The organism is Acinetobacter sp. HA (genome assembly GCF_000264725.1).
In the GTDB taxonomy this organism is placed as follows: Bacteria; Pseudomonadota; Gammaproteobacteria; order Pseudomonadales; family Moraxellaceae; genus Acinetobacter; species Acinetobacter schindleri.
On record NZ_AJXD01000039.1, the window covers coordinates 87,767 to 111,866 of the forward strand.

15 protein-coding genes and 3 pseudogenes are annotated in these 24,100 nt (G+C 42.8%); 17 read left to right on the forward strand and 1 reads right to left on the reverse strand.

Annotated elements, in window-relative coordinates; all coding sequences use genetic code 11:
- The first annotated feature begins 25 nt into the window (after positions 1-25).
- From prmA to purD, 5 genes are all read left to right on the forward strand, one after another.
- Positions 26-928, forward strand: coding sequence for a 50S ribosomal protein L11 methyltransferase (prmA, locus tag HADU_RS08470; RefSeq protein ID WP_008305296.1), 903 nt, complete (start codon positions 26-28; stop codon positions 926-928).
- 14 nt (positions 929-942) lie between these two features.
- Positions 943-1,821: a DUF3426 domain-containing protein gene (locus HADU_RS08475; RefSeq protein WP_008305298.1), complete on the forward strand. Its 879-nt coding sequence runs from the start codon at positions 943-945 to the stop codon at positions 1,819-1,821.
- A gap of 400 nt (positions 1,822-2,221) precedes the next feature.
- The gene (fis, locus tag HADU_RS08480) at positions 2,222-2,491 is read left to right on the forward strand and encodes a DNA-binding transcriptional regulator Fis (protein ID WP_001086304.1); all 270 of its coding nucleotides are present in this window, start codon (positions 2,222-2,224) and stop codon (positions 2,489-2,491) included.
- A 94-nt stretch (positions 2,492-2,585) separates the two neighbouring features.
- Positions 2,586-4,160: a bifunctional phosphoribosylaminoimidazolecarboxamide formyltransferase/IMP cyclohydrolase gene (gene purH, locus HADU_RS08485; RefSeq protein ID WP_004812624.1), complete on the forward strand. Its 1,575-nt coding sequence runs from the start codon at positions 2,586-2,588 to the stop codon at positions 4,158-4,160.
- A 142-nt stretch (positions 4,161-4,302) separates the two neighbouring features.
- Complete coding sequence (purD, locus tag HADU_RS08490; protein WP_004812622.1) at positions 4,303-5,586, forward strand: phosphoribosylamine--glycine ligase; 1,284 nt, start codon at positions 4,303-4,305, stop codon at positions 5,584-5,586.
- Positions 5,587-5,628: 42 nt separating this feature from the next.
- Here purD and HADU_RS08495 read toward each other — a convergent pair whose 3' ends face one another.
- A complete protein-coding gene (locus tag HADU_RS08495) occupies positions 5,629-6,276 on the reverse strand; it encodes a hypothetical protein (RefSeq protein ID WP_004812621.1) in 648 nt (215 codons plus the stop codon).
- A gap of 80 nt (positions 6,277-6,356) precedes the next feature.
- On the opposite strand from HADU_RS08495, the pseudogene HADU_RS08500 reads away from it, so the two are divergent.
- The 12 genes and pseudogenes from HADU_RS08500 to fdxA all read left to right on the forward strand — a co-directional run bounded on the left by HADU_RS08500 (position 6,357) and on the right by fdxA (position 24,090).
- A pseudogene (locus HADU_RS08500) lies at positions 6,357-6,910 on the forward strand (GNAT family N-acetyltransferase).
- A gap of 589 nt (positions 6,911-7,499) precedes the next feature.
- Complete coding sequence (locus HADU_RS08505) at positions 7,500-8,375, forward strand: MetQ/NlpA family ABC transporter substrate-binding protein (RefSeq protein ID WP_004812617.1); 876 nt, start codon at positions 7,500-7,502, stop codon at positions 8,373-8,375.
- A 76-nt stretch (positions 8,376-8,451) separates the two neighbouring features.
- Positions 8,452-9,477: a methionine ABC transporter ATP-binding protein gene (locus HADU_RS08510; protein WP_004812616.1), complete on the forward strand. Its 1,026-nt coding sequence runs from the start codon at positions 8,452-8,454 to the stop codon at positions 9,475-9,477.
- Complete coding sequence (locus HADU_RS08515; protein ID WP_004812614.1) at positions 9,474-10,169, forward strand: methionine ABC transporter permease; 696 nt, start codon at positions 9,474-9,476, stop codon at positions 10,167-10,169. The genes HADU_RS08510 and HADU_RS08515 overlap by 4 nt, the downstream gene beginning before the upstream one ends.
- Before the next feature lie 575 nt (positions 10,170-10,744).
- Positions 10,745-14,317, forward strand: a complete 3,573-nt coding sequence (gene dnaE / locus HADU_RS08520; RefSeq protein WP_004812611.1) for a DNA polymerase III subunit alpha — start codon at positions 10,745-10,747, stop codon at positions 14,315-14,317.
- 35 nt (positions 14,318-14,352) lie between these two features.
- Positions 14,353-15,201 carry an RNA methyltransferase gene (locus HADU_RS08525; RefSeq protein WP_004812609.1) on the forward strand — a complete coding sequence of 283 codons (849 nt, stop codon included), beginning with the start codon at positions 14,353-14,355 and terminating at the stop codon, positions 15,199-15,201.
- A complete protein-coding gene (cysE, locus tag HADU_RS08530; RefSeq protein ID WP_004894357.1) occupies positions 15,201-16,010 on the forward strand; it encodes a serine O-acetyltransferase in 810 nt (269 codons plus the stop codon). Before HADU_RS08525 ends, cysE begins: the two co-directional genes overlap by 1 nt.
- A 105-nt stretch (positions 16,011-16,115) precedes the next feature.
- Positions 16,116-17,023: pseudogene (locus HADU_RS08535) on the forward strand (ABUW_2363 family tetratricopeptide repeat lipoprotein).
- Positions 17,024-17,141: 118 nt separating this feature from the next.
- On the forward strand, positions 17,142-19,160 hold the full coding sequence (locus HADU_RS08540) for an esterase/lipase family protein (RefSeq protein ID WP_008305397.1): 2,019 nt from the start codon (positions 17,142-17,144) through the stop codon (positions 19,158-19,160).
- Between the two features lie 295 nt (positions 19,161-19,455).
- Positions 19,456-20,696 (forward strand): annotated as a pseudogene (locus HADU_RS08550) (GGDEF domain-containing protein).
- A gap of 234 nt (positions 20,697-20,930) precedes the next feature.
- Positions 20,931-23,564 carry a DNA mismatch repair protein MutS gene (gene mutS / locus HADU_RS08555; RefSeq protein WP_008305398.1) on the forward strand — a complete coding sequence of 878 codons (2,634 nt, stop codon included), beginning with the start codon at positions 20,931-20,933 and terminating at the stop codon, positions 23,562-23,564.
- A gap of 202 nt (positions 23,565-23,766) precedes the next feature.
- Entirely contained in the window at positions 23,767-24,090 is a 324-nt protein-coding gene (fdxA, locus tag HADU_RS08560) for a ferredoxin FdxA (RefSeq protein ID WP_004812595.1), read from the forward strand.
- Positions 24,091-24,100 lie beyond the last annotated feature (10 nt).

Genomic DNA, 24,100 nt, shown 5'->3' on the forward strand with positions numbered 1-24,100 from the left:
AAAAGATATACATAAGGTTATTTCTGTGAAGTGGTTACAAATTCATATTACGGTTGATCAGGCTCAGGTTGATTTCACTGAAACATTACTCAGCTCGCTGGGTGCGGTGAGCGTGACGCTGGATGATGCTGAAAATCAGGATTTACTTGAACCACTTCCAGGTGAAACACCGTTGTGGAATAAAGTGATTGTTACCGGTATTTATGCACAAGAAGAAGGCGAAGAAATCGATGTCGATGCACTCGAAACCTTTATTCGTGCACAAATGCCTGAAGCGCCTATCCGTCATGAATTTCTGGAAGATCAAGCTTGGGAACGCACCTGGATGGATGCTTATGAGCCAATTCAGATTTCTGACAAGTTCTGGATTGTGCCAGAATGGATGGAACCACCGGAAGCAAATGCAGTAAATATCAAGCTCGATCCAGGTCTGGCTTTTGGTACAGGTAACCATGCTTCTACTTTCCTTTGCCTGCAATGGCTGGGAAAAACAGATCTCAAAGACAAAATCGTCATCGACTATGGCTGTGGTTCAGGCATTTTAGCGGTTGCTGCCCTGCTACTTGGCGCGAAAAAAGCATATGCAACCGATATTGATCCACAAGCAGTCTTGGCCACCCAACAAAATGCTGAACTCAATGGTGTACTTGATCGGCTTTATGTAGGCTTACCGGAAGAATTTAACGAAGAGCTTGGTGCAATAAAGGCAGATGTTTTCGTTGCCAATATCTTGGCAGGTCCACTGATGATGCTTGAACCGCACTTTGCAGAATTGGTGAAAGCTGAGGGTGAATTCGCACTTGCGGGTGTTATTGAAGAACAAGTTACTGATGTTACTAGTATTTACTCTAATCATTTTGATATATTAGAAGTAGCGAAGCGTGATGAATACTGGTGTCGAATTTCTGGTAAACGCCATAAGAATTAAATAAGCGTGAATGTATGAGTGATAAACGAACCCTCTGCCCGACTTGTTCCACAATCTACAAAGTAACGGTTGCTCAGTTAACCATTGCTCAGGGTATGGTTTGTTGTCCCAAATGCACCACCTCATTTAATGCACTTTCTCATCTGGTGACCGAACCTCAGCCTTCGGCCACTGGCACCCCCCCTGAAGCTAATGTTGAGTCTCTTAGTCCAGCTCAACCTACATCACAATTTGATGCAGACTTATATAACAGCAAGATTTCTTCTCGCCTCAACAATCTTTTACATATTTTTGATGAAAAAGTTGAAAACTCGAATATTGATCTCAAAACCTATTTGAATAATCTAAACTATTTTAGTACCGAGCCCATCAGTGCCCTTCCAGCCATGAACTGGGAAGAAGATACAGATGACAGAAGTCAGCGCTCTATCTTGCAATATATTGGCTGGACAGCAATAAATGTATTATTACTCGGCATATTGGTTTTTCAGTTCTTCTGGTTTAATCCACAGTACTTAAAGAATAGTCATGTGATGGGTACAGCGTTTAATGCTGTTTGTGATGTATTCAATTGTTCTAATATGGAAGAACATTACGACCTGATTAATACCAGGAATGTTAAAGTCACGGCATCAGATTCGAAGCAAACCCGGTTTACAGGTGAACTGATCAATTATCATGATCGCAGCCTGGCCATGCCAGTTTTGCGTCTCGACTTAAAAGATAATGGGGTGATTACTGCTTCCTATACGCTTTCACCTTCAGAATACCTGATTGAAAGTTTAGTGAGCATCCAGCGTATTCCAAAAAATAGTCCTTTTAAATTCGACTTTCAGGTTCCAGTCAAGCGAAAAAGTTTCGATAGCTATAGTTTAGAAATAATTCGTCCTTGATATTGAAAAAAACTATCAAAAAAGATAAAAAACTAAAAAAAAATGCAGTTTTCTTGCTCACTTTTTTGTAGACAATGGTATTATACGCGCCACGAAAGCTATGTGCTGCCAACTCTTCGCTAATTTTTCACAACAAATACAGTCTTGCTAATGCGCTCTAACACTTATTGCGTATCATGCAGTATTTTTTTGTTTGATTTTTGGTCGGTAACAAAAATTTAACAATTGTTACGCTTATATTTCGACCAACTGGCTGAGATGTGTCAAGCTACATGCTCAATGTAATGACCATGTTTTAGAGCTTCTGTTTTAGGATCTAAAACAGAAGCTCATTTAATTTATAGACCACTTTTATATATCACTTTACCCAAGTGGTATTTGATTTTTCGGATTAATTCGCATGAATAGCAAATCTCCTATTTTTACTGCACAATCTGATGTCGCTCTTCGTATTCACGTAGATCGCGCAGTTCGCCACTATTTTGCACAACTGCAAGGCGAGCAACCTTCTCAGGTGTATGACATGGTGCTGGCAGAAATGGAGAAGCCTCTTCTATCTGTAGTTCTAGAATATACGCGTGGTAACCAGACCCGCGCTGCTGAAATTCTCGGCTTAAACCGCGGTACTTTGCGTAAAAAGTTAAAAGCACACGGTTTAATGAGTGAATAAATGATAAAATGCTTGCGTTAATCGCAGGCATTTTTTTTGACTGTAAATTAGCTATTTAGATTTAATCTGTTCCTTGGTAACTGTGACGAAGATCATGACTATTAAACGCGCTTTAATCTCTGTTTCCGACAAAACCGGTATTGTCGAATTTGCACAAAACCTTGCTGCTCTAGGGGTAGAAATTTTATCTACTGGCGGTACATATAAATTGTTGAAAGACAATAATATCGCTGTAGTTGAAGTTTCAGAGCACACTGGTTTCCCAGAGATGATGGACGGCCGTGTTAAAACACTACATCCAAAAATTCATGGCGGCATTCTGGCCCGTCGTGGTCTAGACGAAGCAGTGATGGCTGAACACAACATCGATGCGATCGATCTTGTTGTTGTTAACCTGTATCCATTTGCTGCGACTGTAGCAAAACCAAACTGTTCACTGGCCGATGCGATCGAAAATATCGACATCGGTGGTCCAACTATGGTTCGTGCTGCTGCAAAAAACCATGCTTCTGTCGGTATCGTAGTGAATGCATCTGATTACGCAACGGTAATTGCTGAGCTTAAAGCTGAGGGTGCTTTATCATATGCAACCCGTTTTGACCTGGCAGTGAAAGCATTTGAACATACTGCGCAATACGATGGTATGATCGCATCTTACTTAGGCGCTCGCGTAGGTGTCGAGGAAGGTCAGGCTGACAAATTCGCGCGTACTTTCAATACACAATTGAACAAAGCTCAAGACTTACGTTACGGTGAAAATCCGCATCAGTCTGCTGCATTCTATGTAGATCCAGCTGCAACTGAAGCTTCTGTTTCAACTGCAAAACAGTTACAAGGTAAAGAACTCTCTTATAACAACATTGCGGACACAGACGCTGCACTTGAATGTGTTAAATCATTTGCGAAGCCTGCTTGTGTGATCGTTAAACATGCCAACCCATGTGGCGTTGCAGTATCTTTAGACGGTATCAAAACTGCTTATGACTTGGCTTATGCAACTGACCCTGAATCTGCATTCGGTGGCATTATTGCATTCAACCGTGAATTAGATGTTGAAACTGCGCAAGCAATTGTTGACCGTCAATTTGTTGAAGTAATCATCGCTCCTAGCGTTGCTGAAGGCGTGCTTGAAGTCACTGGTGCGAAGAAGAATGTACGCGTACTCGTATGTGGCGAACTTCCGAAGATTGACGAACGTGCTGCACAACTTGACTACAAACGCGTAAACGGCGGTTTGTTAGTTCAAGATCAAGACTTAGGCATGATTACGAAAGATGATCTTAAAGTTGTGACTAAACGCGCACCAACTGAACAAGAAATTGACGACATGATCTTTGCCTGGAAAGTAGCGAAATACGTGAAGTCTAATGCAATTGTTTATGCGAAAAACCGTCAAACCATCGGTGTGGGGGCAGGTCAAATGAGCCGCGTGAACTCGGCTCGTATTGCAGCAATTAAAGCAGAACATGCAGGTTTAGTGGTTGAAGGTGCAGTAATGGCATCTGATGCATTCTTCCCATTCCGCGATGGTATTGATAACGCTGCAAAAGCAGGTATCAAATGCATTATTCAGCCGGGTGGTTCTATGCGTGACGAAGAAACGATTGCAGCAGCTGACGAAGCTGGTATTGCAATGGTGTTCACTGGCATGCGTCATTTCCGCCACTAAGTTGTAAAATTTAAAAATAAGCCCTCCTTTCTATAAGGGGGGTTTATTATGTCTGTATTGATTTGCATCTTGCGTTAAGATGTTAATGATTTTTAAGCCGAATTAGGCTTTGGGAATTTCATTTTCGAGGATTATTCTAAAGATGAACATTTTAGTTTTGGGTAGTGGCGGTCGTGAGCATGCATTAGCGTGGAAAATCGCACAAGACGATCAAGTTACAAAAGTTTTTGTAGCGCCAGGTAATGCAGGTACTGCAACTGAAAATAAATGTGAAAATGTCGCTTTAGACATTCTCGACAACCCTGCGATTATTGATTTTGCCAAAAACAATGCAGTTGAACTGATTATTGTCGGCCCTGAAGCACCGCTTGTAAATGGTGTGGTTGATGCTTGTCGTGAAGCGGGTGTAAAAATTTGGGGTCCAACGCAATTTGCTGCACAACTGGAAGGCTCTAAAGCATTTGCGAAGCACTTCTTAAAACGCCATAACATTCCAACGGCTTTCTATGACGTGTTCACGGAAGTTGATGCAGCGAAAGCATTTGTTGAGAAAAATGGTGCGCCAATCGTGATCAAGGCGGATGGGCTTGCTGCAGGTAAAGGCGTGATCGTTGCAATGACCAATCAAGAAGCATTCGATGCCATTGATGACATGTTGGCTGGCAACAAATTTGGTGATGCAGGTTCTCGTGTTGTGATTGAGGAATTCCTTGCAGGTGAAGAAGCATCTTTCATTTGTATGATTGATGGTGACAACATCTTGCCGATGGCCACTTCACAAGACCACAAGCGTATTTTTGAAGGCGACCAAGGTCCAAACACTGGCGGTATGGGTGCTTACTCTCCTGCTCCTGTTGTAACTTCAGACGTTTTTGAAAAAGCAATGAATGAAGTGATGCGTCCAACTGTTGAAGGCATGAAGAAAGACGGTCATGTATATACAGGTTTCTTATACGCTGGTTTGATGATTGATGAACAAGGTCAACCTAAAGTGATCGAGTTTAACTGTCGTTTTGGTGACCCTGAAACTCAGCCAATCATGATGCGTTTAAAATCATCATTAGTTGATTTGGTTCAAGCAGGTATCGAAGGTAATCTTCCTACGGAAGCTGAATGGGATGAACGTAAAACTGTCGGTATCGTGCTTGCATCTCGTGGCTACCCTGAAACGTCTAGTAATGGCGATGTGATTTCAGGTTTAGACACTGAAATGGCAGATGCGAAAGTCTTCCATGCAGGTACAAAAGCGCTTGAGAATGGTGACATCGTCACTGCTGGTGGTCGTGTTCTTTGTGTGACTGCATTAGGTAATACCATTGGTGAAGCTCAAGCCAAAGCATTAGAGCTGTGCCAAAAAGTAACGTTTGACGGCGTTCAATACCGTAAAGATATTGGTTACCGCGCAATTGCACGTGAAAATGCTTAATTCATTTAAGCATTAAAAAAACCCCGCTGAGTGCGGGTTTTTTTATTTTGCAATTAGATAATCTTTAGCTAACTGTTCATAGTTTTCTTTCTTTTTAAGAAGTTCATGGTAGTAATCATACAGATATGGAAATTTCTCGTTATAAGCCCTAATATCGACTTGAATTTTTTTATTTTTCATATCTAAAACATAGATAATTTCATCGTGCAGTTTATTCAAAATTTTATACAAATCATTAAATTCTTTCGATTTCTCTTCCTCTAATACCCTCAGCGCAACCTTATGAAACTTCCCTAAAGTTTTCACAAAAATCGTATGCTCATCCATAATAAATTTATATAAATCCACAGGTATATTTTTTTCATTATATGGATAAAAATAGCTCTTAGTTTCATTTATGTAAATTAACCAATATATTTGACCTATTGCCCTAAATGCCTCATCTAGATATTCCAATGCATCAATCATTAAATCTCTTTTAACAATGAAATTGTTTTGTTCTTTCCATGCATTAAGTAAAACAAAAGCTGATAACGGTGCAAAAATTCCTGCCGACCAACCAAACATGGTAGCTATTGCTGTACCCTTATCAACTGCTAATGGATAGATTAAAAAATAGGTTATAAGTGTCATGATAACAATAATAACTAGATAACCTATGGTTAAGTCTTTTATGATCTTAGTCTTCATTCGTACAATTGTTATAATTAGGAATTGAATTAATTTTAAATCAATTACTTAAATAGAGAAACCACAACTTTAAAAGTAATATGTGTAAAATATCGACCCCTCGCCTGATCCTCCGCCAATGGCAGACTCCGACACTGCCCCATTTATCCAGATGTGCACAGACGATGAAGTCATGCGTTATTTTCTTAAAAAATTCGATGCTTCCGAAGCCACTGCATTTATGCAACGCTTAAAAGATGCCATCGAAACACGTGGTTGGAGTTTATATGCAGTAGAGCTTAAAAGCTCTGGCGAATTCATTGGATTTATTGGTCTGAATGTTCATCCACCTGAATTGGAAATTGCCGATGCCCCTGAAATTGGCTGGCGCTTGTTACCGCAATACTGGAATCAAGGCTATGCAACTGAAGGTGCAAAAGCTGTACTGAAATATGCCTTTAGAACCCTGCGTCTAGAGAAAGTCATTTCTTTTACTGCTCGCATCAACACACCATCAGAACGTGTCATGCAAAATATTGGCTTAGAAAAAGTAGGAGAATTTGACCATCCGCTTGTATCTTCCGATCATATCTTGTGTAGACACGTACTCTATGAAAAACAGCGTTCGGATTATCTGCATATCCCCTTCTGTTAAAACATGCTTGCAGTATCATGAACTAAGAAAACCAAGATCAGATTCTGCCTCGCTTGATTGACATGAAGGAAAGATTTATGTCGTTAAGATAGAGTTTTCTTAATTTTCCAAAAATCAGATATTTTTCTTATATTTATCTATATGCATTTTTATGCTTAATATCGGCAAAAATATTATAAAGATCATCTTTTCATCGAAATGAATATTCAACTTATTTAAAGTAAAAATAATATATTGTAATTACTAATATTTTTATGAATTAGCTATTCACTTAATCAGATAAGCAATCATTGTTTATTCACTATATTGAATAAACAATGATTGGTATGATTGCGCCGATCCAGAGCATCATTTACGACTATATCTTTAAATAATCTCTATTTACTTTCTCCAAATAGAAAAAGTATATAGCGTTTGGTGAACTCTAAACCGATCAAACTAACGTGAACTATTGCAGTACATTTGCATTTTCCCTGCCGGAGCCACATGCGACATCGATCTAGAGTCAGATGAAAGTGTAATAAAACTCCACTTTAACATGACCTTAAAATGCATATACTTTAGGCAACACGAGAATTAGGATATCTTTATGAAAAAGCTACTTGGCGTTTTACTCAGTGCATCTGTATTGACTTTAACTGCATGCGGAAAACAAGAAGCCCCTGCAACGGATGCAGCACAAAACAAAGATTCAGGTGAACTGCAAACAGTGACTATGGCTTCTACAGGTTCAGATGCTGATATCTGGCGCTACATTGCCACTTTACCTGAAACTGAGCAAGCTGGCATTAAGCTGGATGTAAAAAACTTCACTGACTATGTGTCGATGAACACTGCTGTTGCCAATAAAGAAATTGATGTTAACGCATTCCAGTCTTATGCCTATATGGTGGCTTATAACGACGCTAATACACAAAAGATTGCTCCACTTTCTACGACTTATCTTGAGCCAATGGGGATTTACTCAAGCAAAGTAAAAAAAGTAGAAAACTTTAAAACTGGCGCTACGATTGCCATTCCAAATGACGGCGCAAATGAATCACGTGCACTGTTATTATTGCAATCTGCGGGTCTGGTAAAACTTAAACCAAACTTTGATCTGGTTAAAGGTACGCCTGCTGACATCACTGAAAATGCGAAACAGATCGTGATCAAGCCGATTCAAATGGCAACAGCGGTACGTGTGAAAGACGAAGTCGATGCGATTGTTTTAGGTAATACCCTGGCAATGGAAGGTGGTCTGAACGTATTGAAAGATGCGATCTACTATGAGGCCATCGATCAAAGCACTAAAATGAACGTGAACGTTTTAGCCGTTGCAGCCGATCGTCAAAATGATCCTGTACTTCAAAAAGTTGGCCAGTTGTATCATACTCCTGCTGTGAAAGCCTATGTTGATGAACACTTTGGCGGTACAAAGGTTGCGGTAAACAAACCTGTGACGTATTTAACTGAATCAAAATAGTACTATAATAGACTTTTAGAACAGGCAAGGACGATTTCTTGCCTGTTTTTTTATCCGTGATGCAGTTTTTGACACTATGATTGAATTTAAAGATATTTCAAAACAGTATGAGCTTAAGGGTCAAACCTTGCATGCCTTGAATCAGATTAATCTTCAGATTCCAACCGGCAGTATTTTTGGCATCATCGGTTATAGTGGTGCCGGTAAAAGCACCCTCATCCGTCTGATCAACCTGCTTGAGCGCCCAAGCTCAGGCCGGATTATCATTAACGGAACAGACTTTACCGCACTCGATGCCAAAGCATTGCGTCAAGAACGTGCCAGCATCGGCATGATTTTTCAGCATTTCAATTTAATGCAAGCTAAAACTGTGGCGGCCAATATCGAAATGCCAATGAAACTCCTCGGCTGGAGCAAGGCAGAACGGGAAAAGCGCCTCGAAGAATTATTAGACTTTATTGACCTGAAACATAAACGCCATGCGTTTCCAGATGAATTGTCTGGCGGTCAAAAGCAGCGTGTCGGTATTGCCCGTGCCCTTGCCAATCATCCAAAAATTTTACTCTGTGATGAAGCGACTTCTGCACTTGATCCACAAACCACCAAATCTGTTCTACAGCTACTTAAAAAAATTAACGAAGAACAAGGCATTACGATTGTGATGGTCACCCATGAAATGGATGTAATTGAAACTGTGTGTGATTATGTTGCCGTGATGGAAAAAGGTGACGTGATTGAAACTGGCTCTACCTTACAGATTTTCAGTCAGCCTCAGCATCCGACCACGAAAAACTTTATCCAGACGGTGCTCCAGCAAAACCTGCCCGTAAATATTCTGACGAATCTGGAAAATCAGAATCATCACAGTATTTATTGTTTAAAGTTCCTGGGTAGCTCAGCGCAGGAAACTGTGATTCAGGGCGTTATCAAACAGTTTGATATCAGTTTGAATATCCTGTTTGCCAATATGACTGAAATTAATGGTTCGGTGATTGGACAGATGTTTATCCAGCTTCTCGGTGATCCCGCGCAAATTACAGCTGCAATACAATATCTCCGAGATAACGGCGTACAGGTAGATCAGGCAGGAGTACAGGAATGAGAGACTTAATTGTACAGTGGCTTACTACGATCACTGCGCCTTTCTGGAAAAGCTCGCTGTCGATGGACCAGTTCGTGACTGCACTGCAAGAAACTTTCCATATGGTGTTCTTCGCGATGCTGTTTGGTTGTATCTGGGGTTTTATTCAGGCGATTACTCTATTAGTTACTCGTCCAAATGGAATTTTGCCAAACCGTGTGATTTATCATGGTCTAAATCCGATTGTAAATGCACTGCGTTCCCTGCCATTTATTATCTTGCTGATTGCTGTTATTCCACTGACTAAATTTCTGGTTGGAACATCAATTGGTACTTGGGCAGCGATTGTGCCTTTGACCATTTATGTGGGGCCTTATATCGGCCGCTTGGTGGAAACCTCTCTGCTTGAAGTAAATGAAGGCATTATCGAATCTGCCCAAGCCATGGGTGCAACACCAATGCAAATTATTTTCAAGTTTATTCTGCCGGAAGCGCGTAGTTCGCTGATTCTGAATCTTACGACTGCCACCATCAGTCTGATTGGAGCTACCGCGATGGCAGGTGCTGTCGGTGCTGGCGGTATTGGTGATCTGGCGATTTCTTATGGTTATCAGCGTTTTGATACCTCAGTGGTGATCATGACTGTCATTGTATTATTGATTCTGGTACAGATTGTACAGAGTGTGGGTGACTGGTTATCACGGCTTCGTTAAGTTGATTCTCCGAATAACTAAAGCCCTCTTTTTGAGGGTTTTATTTTCTACCCATAAAATATCTGCATCTTAAACATCGAAGCGAACACATGGATGCTGCCGTTGATCTGTCTTACACAAGCTTTAAAGCAATGCTTAAAGCTTGATCAGGAAGTGCCATCAGATCAACAAAGGGGTTTTGTTACTTTTGGCCCGTCACTAGTAAGACATAACTACTCAAAATTTAAATTAAAGTAAAAATAATGAAGTTCTAATTTTCAAATAACTTCAGGAATAAGCTTACTGACACTTGAAATTTTTCTTTTACTTTTGAAAGATGAATAGCACTCCTATGCAAGGTAAAAAACCTTCTGTTGGCTTGATGATACTTCCCTGTATCACAAGCCAACGGCAACATCCATGTCGCCTAATACAAATTCAATTTAGGGAGAATAGTTCTATCCCAATACAGTGATGAACATAGCCTTAAGTCAATTCTCAATTACAATCTAAAAGTTCAGCATTTCCCCTCAATTTCAAACTGAAACAATAAATCCCGTGCTAAACTATCGAGTGGTTTTTGCAGGGACTCATTTATGCACTTTGTTCATCTTGGTATTCATACAGAATTTTCGATTACTGAATCCATCGTACGGATACCGGACCTGGTCAAAGCTGCCGCAAATGACGAGATGCCAGCACTCGCGCTAACCGATTTATCTAATCTCCATGCTGCGGTCAAATTCTATAAAAAATGCCTAGATAAAGGCATCAAGCCAATTCTCGGTTCTGAAATTCGCCTGAATGATGCCGAGCATCGTGTCACCCTGCTTTCCATGACCAATAAAGGCTGGCGCAACCTGACCGAACTGGTCTCTGAAGGTTTTATTAGCGGCCAACAACTGGATATTCCTTGTGTACAAAAAGATTGGATTTTAAAGCAGCACGATGACATGATCGTATTGCTGGGTATGCAATCTGATGTCGGCAAAATGCTGATTACTTCAAATCCCGATAAGGCTGAACCTTTACTACAAGAATGGGTAGAGAAATTTGGTAATCGCGTATATTTAGCGCTTACTCGTACCAGTCGTCCTAATGAAGACCTTTTCATTGAAGAGGCGGTCAAACTCGCCAAAAAATATAATATCGGTGTAGTCGCACATAATGACGTGCACTTTCTTGCACGTGAAGACTTTGAAGCACACGAAGCACGTGTCTGTATCGCCGATGGTTATGTACTTGGTGATAATCGCCGTCCTAAAACCTATAGTCCTGAACAGTATTTTAAAAGTTCAGCAGAAATGTCAGAGCTTTTCTCGGATATTCCAACCGCGATTGAAAATACGTTTCATATCGCAAGACGCTGCAATGTCACCTTGCGTTTAGGCTTTAATGACCTGCCAGACTATCCGATTCCGGAAGGTCATACCATAGGCAGTTATTTTACCCATTTATGTGAAGTCGGTCTGGAAGAACGCCTAGATTTTCTGTATCCCCCTGAACAACGTGGTGAGGACTGGCCGGAAATCCGTCAGCCTTATGATGAACGTCTGGCCTTTGAAATCAAGATTATTCTGGACATGGGCTTCCCGGGTTACTTCCTGATCGTAATGGACTTCATTCAGTGGTCCAAAGGGAATGGTGTGCCGGTAGGTCCGGGCCGTGGTTCAGGTGCCGGTTCTCTTGTAGCCTACAGTTTAAAAATTACTGACCTTGATCCACTGCGTTATGACCTGCTATTCGAACGTTTCTTAAACCCGGAACGTGTTTCGATGCCTGACTTTGACGTCGATTTCTGTATCGCTGGTCGTGACCGCGTAATTGATTATGTAGCGCGTACTTATGGCCGAGAAGCAGTTTCCCAGATTGCGACCTTCGGTACCATGGCGGCCAAAGGGGCAATTCGTGACGTGGCACGTGTCCTCGGTAAATCCTATGGTCTGGCTGATCGCATTTCCAAACTGATTCCCACCAAGCCTTTGGGTTTAAGCCTGGAAGAGTCTCTGGAAGCCGAGCCACAACTGAAAGACGTCGTTACCAATCCCTCCAATCCGGATTATGACGATGCTTCTGAAATCTGGGAAATGGCGCTCAAGCTTGAAGGTATTACCCGGAATACCGGTAAACATGCCGGTGGTGTAGTAATTGCACCAACCAAGCTGACTGACTACTCAGCTGTGATGTGTGATGCTGATGGTACTGCGCGTGTTGCCCAGTTCGATAAGGACGATGTCGAAGCAGCCGGCCTGGTGAAGTTCGACTTCCTGGGGCTGCGTAACCTGACGGTTATTGAAGATGCGGTTAAGAATATCAATAAGCGTATCCAAAGTGATAAACCGCTGGATATCGCTTATATCCCGCTAGATGACAAAGATGCCTATCTGGTCTTTGCTGAAGCCAATACCACGGCAGTGTTCCAGTTTGAATCCGTGGGCATGAAAAAGATGCTGAAAGAAGCTCGCCCAAGCAAATTTGAAGAGATTATCGCTTTCGTATCGTTGTACCGTCCGGGTCCAATGGACCTGATTCCTGACTTTATCCATCGTATGCACGGCGGTGAGTTTGAATATCTGCATCCCCTGCTTGAAGGCGTATTAGAGCCAACTTACGGGATTATGGTCTATCAGGAACAGGTAATGCAGGCTGCACAGTTCTGTGCCGGCTATACCCTCGGTGGCGCGGACTTGCTGCGTCGTGCCATGGGTAAGAAAAAGCCTGAGGAAATGGTCAAGCAGCGTAAAATCTTCATTGAAGGTGCTGCGAAAAAAGATATTGATGAAGCCACGGCTAACCATATCTTCGACTATATGGAAAAGTTTGCCGGCTATGGTTTTAACAAATCGCATGCGGCAGCTTATGCTCTTGTTGCTTACCAGACGGCGTGGCTGAAAGCCCATTATCCGGCTGAGTTCCTGGCAGCGGTGATGTCTTCGGAAATGCAGAATACAGATAACGTGGTATTCCTGATTGATGACTGCCGCAAGAATAATCTGGAAGTATTACCACCATCCGTCAATATGTCGATCTACCAGTTCCATGCTACTGATGAAAAAACCATTGTCTATGGCCTAGGAGCGATTAAAGGCGTTGGTGAAGCGGCTATGCAGTCGGTAATTGAATCCCGTCAGAAAGAAGGTCCCTATAAAGACCTGTTTGACTTCTGCCATCGTATTGACCTGAAAAAAATCAATAAACGGACTTTGGAAGCCTTGATTCGTGCCGGTGCTTTGGATTGCTTGGGCATCGAGCGTGCTGACCTGATGGCACAACTCCCTGAAGCGGTACAGGCTGCGGATCAGGCTCGCCAAAACCGTGAAACTGGTATTATGGATCTGTTTGGTGAAGTTGAAGAAGTTCAACGCAAACCTTCTAAGCCAGTCAAACCGTGGTCCGATGAAGTCCGCCTTAAAGGCGAAAAAGATACGCTTGGTCTATATCTGACTGGTCACCCGATTGATGTTTACCGTAATGAGCTGAAAGCTTTTGTACCGTGTCAGATCAATGAACTGACCCCAACCCGCCGTGGTGTGACGACAGTATTTGCAGGTCTGGTAGTGGATGTAGCCAACTTCCCGAACCGGATGATGGTGACGCTGGATGATGGTACGGCACGGATTGAAGTATCCACCAATCATGAACGTTTTAACCGCTTTAAAGACATCGTTCAGGTGGATCAAGTGGTGGTAATTGAAGGCGAAATTTATGAGCGCGAAGGTTTTGACCGTCCAATGGGTCGTCTGACTAAAGCCTTTAGCCTGAACGAAATCCGCCAGAAACGAGCCAATAGCATCAAGATTACTCTGCAAGCGGAACATTACAGTAAAACCCTCAGCCGTGATCTGCAACAGATTCTCATGCCATATACCAATGTGGATATGAGTACGCATATTCCAGTCATTCTTTATCTGGATTATGACTATGCAACGACTGAGCTGCATCTGGGCCTGAACTGGAAAGTTGCTCCGCTGGATGAGCTGCTGGTCAAATTACGGGACTACTTTGGTAAAGCTGCCTTGCATATTGAATATCAGGTTAAATCTAAAGCTGCCCGTGCGGTATCTTATGAAGAGGCCAAGCCGGTTGAAGTGCCGCCTCCCCCTGCAGATATGAGTATGGATGATGCCCTGGCGCAATATGAAGCCGAGTCTCAGCCGCAATATTCATAAATTCTGACCTTTAAAATATTTATATTGGAATCATCATGAGTCAAATTGACAATGCTGCTGTTTCAGCACATCTCTCCCATGTGCGTATTGTCATGGTCAATACCACTTTACCTGCCAATATCGGCAGTGCCTTACGTGCCATGAAAACCATGGGCTTGTCCAAGCTGGTTCTGGTGGCACCAAAAACCTATCCGCATCCGGATATCGACGCGCTGGCTGCGGGTGCAACTGATCTGATCGAGCAGATCGAGATTGTCGAAACCCTTGAAGATGCCATTAAAGACTGCCAGATTGTATTCGGTACCAGCGCACGCAGCCGTACCATTCCCTGGCCTCTTCTGGATGTGCGTCCTGCGGCTGAAAAAGCGCTGTCTGCGGTCGTGCAAGAGCAACAGGAAATTGCGATTCTGTTTGGTCGTGAAGACCGTGGCCTGACCAATGAAGAACTGGCAATGGCAAATTATCACCTCACTATTCCAGTGAATACCGACTACGGCGTACTCAATGTCGCACAAGCAATTCAGGTCATCTGCTATGAACTGCGTATGGCTGCATTGGATCAGGTAGAACATCCACGTGATGCTAAAGCCACCATGCAGGTCATTGATGGCATTGAAATGGAATGGGATGAACCGCTGGTGAATCATGAACAGATGGAACAGTTCTATCCACATTTAGAAAAAATGCTGGCAGAAATTGAGTTTATGGATCCTAAAAATCCACGATTGCTACCTTTACGCTTGCGTCGCCTATTTGGACGTATACAATTAGATCGTATGGAATATCATTTACTCCGTGGTATTTTCAGCCGGGTTCAGGCCTTGAATAATGGCACCTGGAAGAAATCTTCACACACTACCCAACAGGACAAGGATCAAATCTAATGTTTAAACAGCTCAAAGAGGATATACAGGCTGTCTTCGCGCGCGATCCTGCTGCACGCAACACCCTGGAAGTCTTGACCACATATCCTGGTATTCATGCGCTGATGATGCATCGTGTGGCACATGAACTGTGGAACAAAGACTGTAAAGGCACAGCACGTGCTTTATCCTCATTCAGCCGTTTTGCTACAGGAATTGAAATCCATCCGGGTGCCAAGATTGGCCGCCGTTTCTTTATTGACCATGGTATGGGTGTGGTGATTGGTGAGACAGCTGAAATTGGTGATGATGTTACTCTTTATCACGGTGTGACCTTGGGTGGTACGACCTGGAATAAAGGCAAACGTCATCCAACCCTGGAAGATGGTGTGGTTGTGGGTGCCGGCGCAAAAATTCTCGGTCCGTTTACAGTTGGTAAAAATGCCAAGGTCGGTTCCAATGCTGTTGTAACCAAAGCCGTACCGGCCAATACCACAGCGGTCGGTAACCCTGCGCGGTTTATTACCAAAGATCAGCCGAAAGATGAAGCTGAAGCACGTCGTCGCGATTATGCAGAAAGTATTGGTTTCCAGCCATATGCAACGACACAAGATCAGTCTGATCCGATTATTGAAGGTATGCGGGTTCTACTTGACCGTATTCAGCAAAATGAAAAACGCATGAATATGCTTTGTAACCGTTTATCTATGCTTGACCCTACTTTCAAGAAAAACCAGCTGAATGAACATCCGCTCAGCAAGGAAGATCTAAAGATTCTGGAAGAAGCTCGCCGTGAGTGCGAAGCACAGACTTCTCAGTCTAAGGCCTGATCAAAAACGGTAACACGCCGTAACTTGCATGTTCGTTACAGTTTTCTTAGACTGACGAACATGCAATCTCACAATTTTTCAAAATAACATAAATGGATGTATACCATGACATTTAAGCCTTTGGCACTTGCCTGCTTCGCAGCGCTGGCATTGACCGCATGTTCAACTCCATCTTCAAAGCAAGACACACCTAAAAATGCAATGGTGTTCGCTGAGCCGGAACTGACCCCACCCTTTTATGCATTAAATCCATTCAATTATAACGAACCACCTCCATTTGAAGTGCACTTACAGAAAGCTGCTGCTGCGCCTGTCACCAAAATGGTGGTGAACCGTGCTGATAACCCATCAGAAAAAATTACCCTTGATGTGAATCGTCTGATCATTCCAACAGTAAACAGCAATACGCGTTCTATGCGTTATGCGACTTTAGCTGGGCCGAATGAAATTGATATCACTGAGATTGATGATTTCTTGCAATTAGTTGAAGGTAAGGCACGACACTATCCACCACGTTTCAGCGACCGTCAGGAACGTAGAGGCTTTGAACTGAAACTGAAACGTGTCACTCAGGAACTCGATACTTTAGCTGCCAACAATAATGCCTCTTTCGATATTTTAATGCGTGCATTTAAAGCCAGCGTTATGGCGCGTAACCTGGACCTAGGTTCAGTCTATACTACTAAATCATTGGCTTATGCACAGCGTATTCTGAAATTGAACCAGGATGATGCTGAAGCCAACTTCTGGTTCGGTTTTGGTCTGTCTGAGGGTGGCGGTCAGCGTGAAGCAATTCCATATCTGGAAAAAGCTATGAAAGCTGGTGTTCAGGAAGCCTACTTATCTGCGGCAAACAACTACATTGCCATGGAAATAAAAAGAATGCAGTTCAGGTGCTGAAAAATTACAAGGTGAAATACCCACAAGAAGCACAAGTAGCAGACCAGCTGATTCAGGAAATTGAAAAGCAAGGTCGCTGGAATGTATGGCAAGTGCTGACACCCAAAAATTAAAGTGAAAATGGTCGTGATCTGAGTTACAAAATAGACTGCTTCGGCAGTCTTTTTTCTGATAAAAATAAGTAAAATACAAAACATTATTTCAATATTTAACTGAGCATTCAGATTTCATATGCACTATAAAATGAATAAAGCATTCGTCCTCTGTTCACTCTTATTCACCACAGTTCTGACCGGCTGTCAGGTGGTCAGTGTGAAAGAACAAGCCTTCAATGTCACCATCAGTAATGAACGTGACAGCATTTTAACCAGAGATAAACTGAGTGAAGCCAGCCTGGATGTTCTGTCCATGACTGGGCGTGAAGCACGCATCTGTACTGAACAACCCCAGGAATGCGTAGAGGCGCTCAAGGAGATCCCGCAGATTCTGGACGAACAGCTTCTGTCTACTGCCAGTGAGTTATATCTGGCCAAATCGCTGCAATTGGGTAAAGGTTCAGAATGCAAAAGCAGCGTTCTGACCAAGACCCAATCTGAAGAAAAAAAGCAGCTACAAAAACAGAATATCCAGAAATGCCAAGATCAGCAGCTGGCGATGCTGGACCAAAGTATTCGTTATAGCTATGCCTATCTGTTCAAAACCCAGCGTGCTCCACAAGATCGTATCTTTGACAACCGTCAGGTACAGATTCGTGACTTTTATAACCTGGCGATCTCGCATTTGATCCATGTTTATTCCGAGCGTCATCAGGCCAAAGAAGGCAGCCGCAAGATTCAGGTCGGCAACAGCATTTACACAGTAGATTTTGAAAACTATCCTGAAATCAAAGACCAGCCTTTTGAGAAGCTCATGTCGACCTATAACATGAATTTCTCTGGTCTACGTTCAATTACCCGTCGAGACGGTTTTGGTTCGGAATTTGTAGTGGTCCTTCCCGAAGAAAAACGTATCACACCAAATAAAAAATATATTGTCGATCCACTGAATTTCAAATATGCAGAAGGCAGCAATCCGAATATTCATTCGGCGCGTTATCTGGCCACTACTATTACCGCAGTTCCTAAATCTGCGACCAGTATTGATCAGATTATTAACGGTCCGGAATTCCAGCTCAAACTGCATGATCCTTACAAACATGAAAAAGTAACTGTTGCAGGTAAACAATATGCGCTGGCTGCAAATTTCTCGGCACCCTATGGCCTATGGCTGGCTGAAAATAACTTAGGACGTGCTGCCTATCTGGTGCTGATTGACCGGGATGACAACCTGATCATGCCGCATCTTTATATGCTTGAACCCTACAATCCGAAGAAAAAAGTGATTGTCCTGATCCATGGCCTAGCCAGTAGTCCTGAAGCCTGGATTCGTCTGACCAACGACATTATGGGTGATCCGGTATTAAGGGAAAATTTCCAGGTCTGGCAGGTATTTTATTCTACCAATATGCCGATTCTGGAAAGCCGTTTTCAAATTAATGCCCTGGTTCAGCAAGGCTTTGCCCGGGTTGCGAACAATGCACCAGCCAAAAAAGATGCGGTACTGGTCGGACATAGTATGGGAGGCGTGATTGCCCGTTTAATGGTCAGTCAGGCTGATATTACTCAAGATGCATTCAAGCTGGTACAAAATACCCGCATTGCACAATTTAAGGATAACCCGCTCTTTAAAGCACGCCTGCAAATGCAACCTATTCCGAATTTCACCCGGGCCATTTTCTTAGCGACACCGCATCGTGGGACGGAATATGCCGATCGCTGGCATACTAAACTGGCCCGTAAAATTATCCGCATACCAGGCGCATTTTTGGGTGCCTTTGCCGATACCTTACAAGCCGAAATCGGATTAAAGGACTTTGTCAAAGAACTGGGACATGACCTGATTCAGAATGGTCCAAGCGATCTGAGTGAAAATTCGAAATTTACTGCATTAACTAAGGATATTCAGCCTTCTAAAAATATCAAATTTCATTCTATTATCGGCAATACCGTAGATACGCAAGATACCAAGCTCATGAGCGATGATATCGTTTCATACGAAAGTGCTTACTTGGAAGGTGCTGTATCTAGCAAAGTCATTAAGGGTGGCCACTCGATTCAGGAAACGCCTGAAGCTGTACTCGAGTTACGTCGTATCTTGAGGTTGCACCTGACTGAACTCGGTTTATATCAGCCGCAAAAAGTACTGAAATAAGTATAAAAAACCGAAGTTAAAACTCGGTTTTTTATTTTCTCTCTTGCGAAATAGCTATAAATCTAAAGTTACTTAATTTAAGAGCATGTAAATTGATAAGCACTTCTAAGAGATGATAAAGATAGTTAGGTAATCAAATTACTTTTTTATGATTTATATGAAATATAATTTTTTTATATATAAAAGGATATTTCTTGAGCAGGATACTTTATCTGTGCTATCAATAGTTTAACCATTCGATACAATCTACAGCATCAGTAGTTAAACGACTTTATTTGCTTAGTAATGGTACCTTATGAAATTAGCTGGCTCTAAACAGATTAGCCATGAAAAAGTAAATGAGCTGATTGCACATGGACTGAACTATGTGTATTTCAGAAAAGAACTCGAGCCAATCTATCGCCAGCAATACCGTGACGAAGCTGCTTATGAATTTCGTTTTCGGGGCAGCATTATTCTGGTTCTGTATTTTGTGCTCAGTTACGGAATTTTTCAGACCATTTCAATCGATGAAAAACTAATTCATTGGCTTTCTCTGTATGCCTGGGTTGGGGTAATTACCATCGCAGTTTGGTTAATGTCGTTTAGCAAGCCGTTTAATCGTTTTTTTGACCTGTATACCACGTTAGGTGCGACCAGTGCGGTCGCGATTTCTTTTGTGATTATTCCCGTGATTGGCCAGGATATTGATAATGTGACGCCCTGCTGCACGTGGCCATGATGTATGTAGTCGTCATTAACTATAGCTTTGTCGGTATGCGCTTTTATTCAGCACTCATTGCGGGTTGGGGCGGTGGACTGATTGGTTATCTGGTCACGGTTTCTCTCAACTACGATATTGACTGGACCTTCTTACATCGTACCTATACGTTTAGCAGTCTCCTTGGGATGATTATTGCCTATGCGATTGACCGTCAGCATCGTGAGAACTATTTGCAAAATTGTATTATCGAACTGCATAAAGAGGAACTGACCCAACAGGCACAAGAACTGGAACGGCTGACCCAACTTGATGCGCTCACTGGCCTGGCCAATCGACGTTATCTGACAGAATATCTGGACACACAATGGCGCCACGCACTACGACATCAAGCGCCTTTGAGTATTATGATGGTGGATATCGATTATTTTAAAAACTATAACGACCATTTTGGACACATTGCCGGTGATGCATGTCTACAATTGGTAGCCCAACAGTTACAAGGCATTTCTTCCCGCAGTATGGAACTGGCAGCACGTTATGGTGGAGAAGAATTTTTACTGGTTTATCCTTATATCGATGAATTAGAAATACAGAAAATTGCCCAGGAGCTGATCCAACGCATCAATGCTTTGCAGCTGTTTCATCCTGCCAGTCAGGTCTCGGGTCATGTCACGGTGAGTATTGGCTGTGCCAGTATCAAGCCTCAAGAAAATGATCGCCTGGCTGATTTTATTGCTCAAGCTGATGAGGCGCTATATGCTGCAAAAGCAGAGGGTCGTAATCGTTTTAAGATCGCTCCTCGTCAGTCTAAAAACAATATATATATGATTTAGACCTGACTCCGATCCATATTTTTCGTGTTTAAAACCGGCAATCTTTCATCAGACTCGACAGAAGTCATCGAATCCATTTCTTTCTAAAAATTAATTTTGCTAGACTTAGCTCAATACACATTTTGCATGACTGTTTTGATGGTTTCTGCTTTGGTAAATGAATAGCGACTATATTGCCTTCAGCTCATCAGCCTTAACCAGTCTGCCCATTATTTTTTAAAGGATTTCTTCTTAATGACCAGTTCAGAACTCATGGCTGATCTTTCCACCCTAACACCTATGATGCAGCAATATATGTCTGTGAAGATGCAGCATCCGCATTCATTGATGTTCTATCGCATGGGTGATTTCTACGAACTGTTCTTTGAAGATGCCCATAAAGCAGCCAAAATTCTTGGCATTACCCTAACCCATCGCGGTAAGGCCAATGGTCAGCCGATTCCAATGGCAGGTGTGCCTTTCCATGCGGCAGAAGGATATTTGGCCCGTCTGGTAAAAAAAGGCGAAACGGTAGTAATCTGCGAGCAGATTGGAGAGGTCACAGGTAAAGGTCCGGTTGAACGTGGTGTGGTTCGGATTATTACTCCGGGCACATTAACCGATGATGCCCTGCTTGGTGCACATCAAACTTCTAATCTGGTTGCACTATGCATTCAGCAAAATAAAATTGGTATCGCTCTACTGGATTTAAGCGCCGGTATCTTCAAAGTTCAACAAATTGATTATGACCTGAACCAACTGGCAATTGAACTGGCACGTCTGATGCCAAGCGAAATTGTCGTGGACGAAAATCTGCAAGAGCAGGATCTGGTTGAACATTTGAAACACCAACTGGATGTGCCGGTCAGCAAACGCCCAAATGTCGACTTTAACCTGAACAATGCCCAAAAGACTTTATGTGACCAGTTTGCTGTAAGTACACTGGCAGGTTTTGGGATTGATCATCTGCCACTCGCCAAAGCCGCAGCGGCTGCATTGATTCACTATGCCAAAGAAACCCAGAAAACTGCACTGCCGCATATTCGTAGCATTCAGCTAGAACAAAGTTCAGACTTTATTGCGCTAGATCCGGTTACTCGTCGCAATTTAGAGCTGATTGAACCCTTATTTGAACATGGTACTTCGCTATTCCAGTTAATCAATGATTGTCAGACAGCAATGGGTGGCCGCCTGCTGAGTCGCACCCTGATGCAGCCTTTACGCGATACTGCCATTCTGGATGAACGTCTGGATGCTACTCAGGTATTATTAGACGGCTTTCATGAATCGCCAATACGTCTGGTCTTAAAAGAAATCAGTGATATTGAACGTGTATTAAGCCGTATTGCATTGGGCAGTGCACGTCCACGGGATCTGGTTCAGCTGCGTCAGGCCTGTGCTCAGATCCCGTTCCTGCGTCATGCACTACAACCGATGGTCAGCCAGCAGCAGTCCAAATTACTCATTCAACTGAATGAAGAACTTGGTGATTTCCATGGTCTGCATGAACGTTTGATGTCAGCCATTGTGGAAAATCCACCAGTTCTGTTACGTGATGGGAATGTTATTGCCGAAGGTTTCGATGCAGAACTGGATGAGTTACGCAAAATTCGCGATCATGCCGGGCAATTCCTGATTGATCTGGAAATCAAGGAACGTGAGCAGAGTGGCATTCCAACCCTGAAAATCGGCTATAACCGTGTCAGTGGCTACTATATTGAATTGACCCGTGCACAGGCTGAACAGGCACCAGAACATTATATTCGTCGCCAGACCTTAAAAAATGCTGAACGTTACATTACGCCAGAGCTGAAAGCCTTTGAAGATAAAGTCCTTTCCAGCGAATCCCGTGCACTGGCACGTGAAAAATTGCTCTTTGAAATGCTGCTGGATGAATTGCGTAAGGACATTGGCAACCTGCAAATGATGAGCAGTGCCATCGCACAGATCGACCTGCTGTGTAACTTTGCGCATCAGGCACGCCTACGCAACTGGTCACGCCCGAAATATAGTCCGGAAATTGGCTTGAAAATCCAGGCAGGCCGTCATCCTGTTGTGGAAGCTTTAAGCAAAACTGCCTTCACTCCAAATGATACACAACTCGATTATCAGCACCGGATGGCCATTATCACCGGTCCAAACATGGGCGGTAAATCTACCTTTATGCGTCAGACTGCACTGATTGCCCTGCTGGCCTATTGTGGTAGCTATGTTCCGGCGCAGGCTGTAACCTTGGGGCCAATTGACCGCATTTTTACTCGGATCGGTTCGGCAGATGACCTGTCTACAGGTAAATCCACCTTCATGGTAGAAATGACCGAAACTTCACAGATTCTGCATCATGCGACTAGTCAATCACTCGTGCTGATGGATGAAGTCGGTCGTGGTACCAGCACTTATGATGGTCTGTCCCTAGCTTGGGCATGCGTACTTGATCTCACCCGACGTATTCAATGTTTATGTCTGTTTGCTACGCATTATTTTGAGTTAACTGAACTGGCCAGCGAATCAGGTATTGATAACTATCATGTGACTGCCCGTGAAGTGAATGGTAACCTGATTTTGCTGCATAAAGTGCAACAAGGTCCAGCCAGCCAGAGTCATGGCCTACAGGTCGCCAAACTTGCCGGTATTCCAGCAAGCGTAATCCGGGAAGCACAAAACCGACTGCGTATTCTGGAAAAGCAGCATCACACCAAGCCTCAAAGTCCACAACCTGATCTGTTTGCGATTGAACAGGTCGAAACAGTCGTTGAGCGGATTATTGAGGTGGAAAAACCATCAGCTGCACTTGAACTGCTGGAAGACATTGATGTCGACAGCCTCAGTCCGCGTGAAGCCTTACAGCAGCTTTATGCACTGAAAGATCTACTGAAACTACCAGGCTAAACTCTTCAACCGCTTCATTCAGTATGAGGCGGTTTTGTTTTAGGTAGCTATAATCTCTGAATTTGATATCTGTATCGGTTTTTTTGCAAAAATAACAGCCCTATATATAACAAATATCAATAAAAGGAATTGTTAGTTGCTGCGGTTTTTGCCTAAAATACACATTAGTTATTAGAACCATATTTTTTAGGTAGCTGTCGCCATGACCTTCGTTGTCACTGAAAATTGTATTAAATGTAAATATCAAGACTGTGTTGAAGTTTGCCCTGTAGATTGTTTCTATGAAGGTCCGAACTTCCTTGTAATTAACCCGGACGAATGTATCGACTGCGCGTTATGTGAACCAGAATGTCCTGCAAATGCAATTTTCTCTGAAGATGAGTTACCTGAGGGTCAGGAGGTATTCATCGAATTGAATGCTGAGCTGTCTCAAAAATGGCCGAATATCACCCAAATTGGTGATCAGCCAGCTGACCGTGAAGAATGGAACGGTAAGGCAGATAAACTGCAATATCTTGAAAAGTAATTTTCAAACC

Excerpts from the sequence above, each read along its gene's own strand:
- HADU_RS08525 (WP_004812609.1), top strand. The coding sequence starts at position 14,353 with ATGAGTCAAATTGACAATGCTGCTGTTTCAGCACATCTCTCCCATGTG.
- dnaE (WP_004812611.1), top strand. The coding sequence starts at position 10,745 with ATGCACTTTGTTCATCTTGGTATTCATACAGAATTTTCGATTACTGAA.
- HADU_RS08540 (WP_008305397.1), top strand. The coding sequence starts at position 17,142 with ATGCACTATAAAATGAATAAAGCATTCGTCCTCTGTTCACTCTTATTC.
- mutS (WP_008305398.1), top strand. The coding sequence starts at position 20,931 with ATGACCAGTTCAGAACTCATGGCTGATCTTTCCACCCTAACACCTATG.
- HADU_RS08495 (WP_004812621.1), bottom strand. The coding sequence starts at position 6,276 with ATGAAGACTAAGATCATAAAAGACTTAACCATAGGTTATCTAGTTATT.
- HADU_RS08505 (WP_004812617.1), top strand. The coding sequence starts at position 7,500 with ATGAAAAAGCTACTTGGCGTTTTACTCAGTGCATCTGTATTGACTTTA.
- HADU_RS08510 (WP_004812616.1), top strand. The coding sequence starts at position 8,452 with ATGATTGAATTTAAAGATATTTCAAAACAGTATGAGCTTAAGGGTCAA.
- fis (WP_001086304.1), top strand. The coding sequence starts at position 2,222 with ATGAATAGCAAATCTCCTATTTTTACTGCACAATCTGATGTCGCTCTT.
- cysE (WP_004894357.1), top strand. The coding sequence starts at position 15,201 with ATGTTTAAACAGCTCAAAGAGGATATACAGGCTGTCTTCGCGCGCGAT.
- purH (WP_004812624.1), top strand. The coding sequence starts at position 2,586 with ATGACTATTAAACGCGCTTTAATCTCTGTTTCCGACAAAACCGGTATT.
- purD (WP_004812622.1), top strand. The coding sequence starts at position 4,303 with ATGAACATTTTAGTTTTGGGTAGTGGCGGTCGTGAGCATGCATTAGCG.
- HADU_RS08475 (WP_008305298.1), top strand. The coding sequence starts at position 943 with ATGAGTGATAAACGAACCCTCTGCCCGACTTGTTCCACAATCTACAAA.
- fdxA (WP_004812595.1), top strand. The coding sequence starts at position 23,767 with ATGACCTTCGTTGTCACTGAAAATTGTATTAAATGTAAATATCAAGAC.
- HADU_RS08515 (WP_004812614.1), top strand. The coding sequence starts at position 9,474 with ATGAGAGACTTAATTGTACAGTGGCTTACTACGATCACTGCGCCTTTC.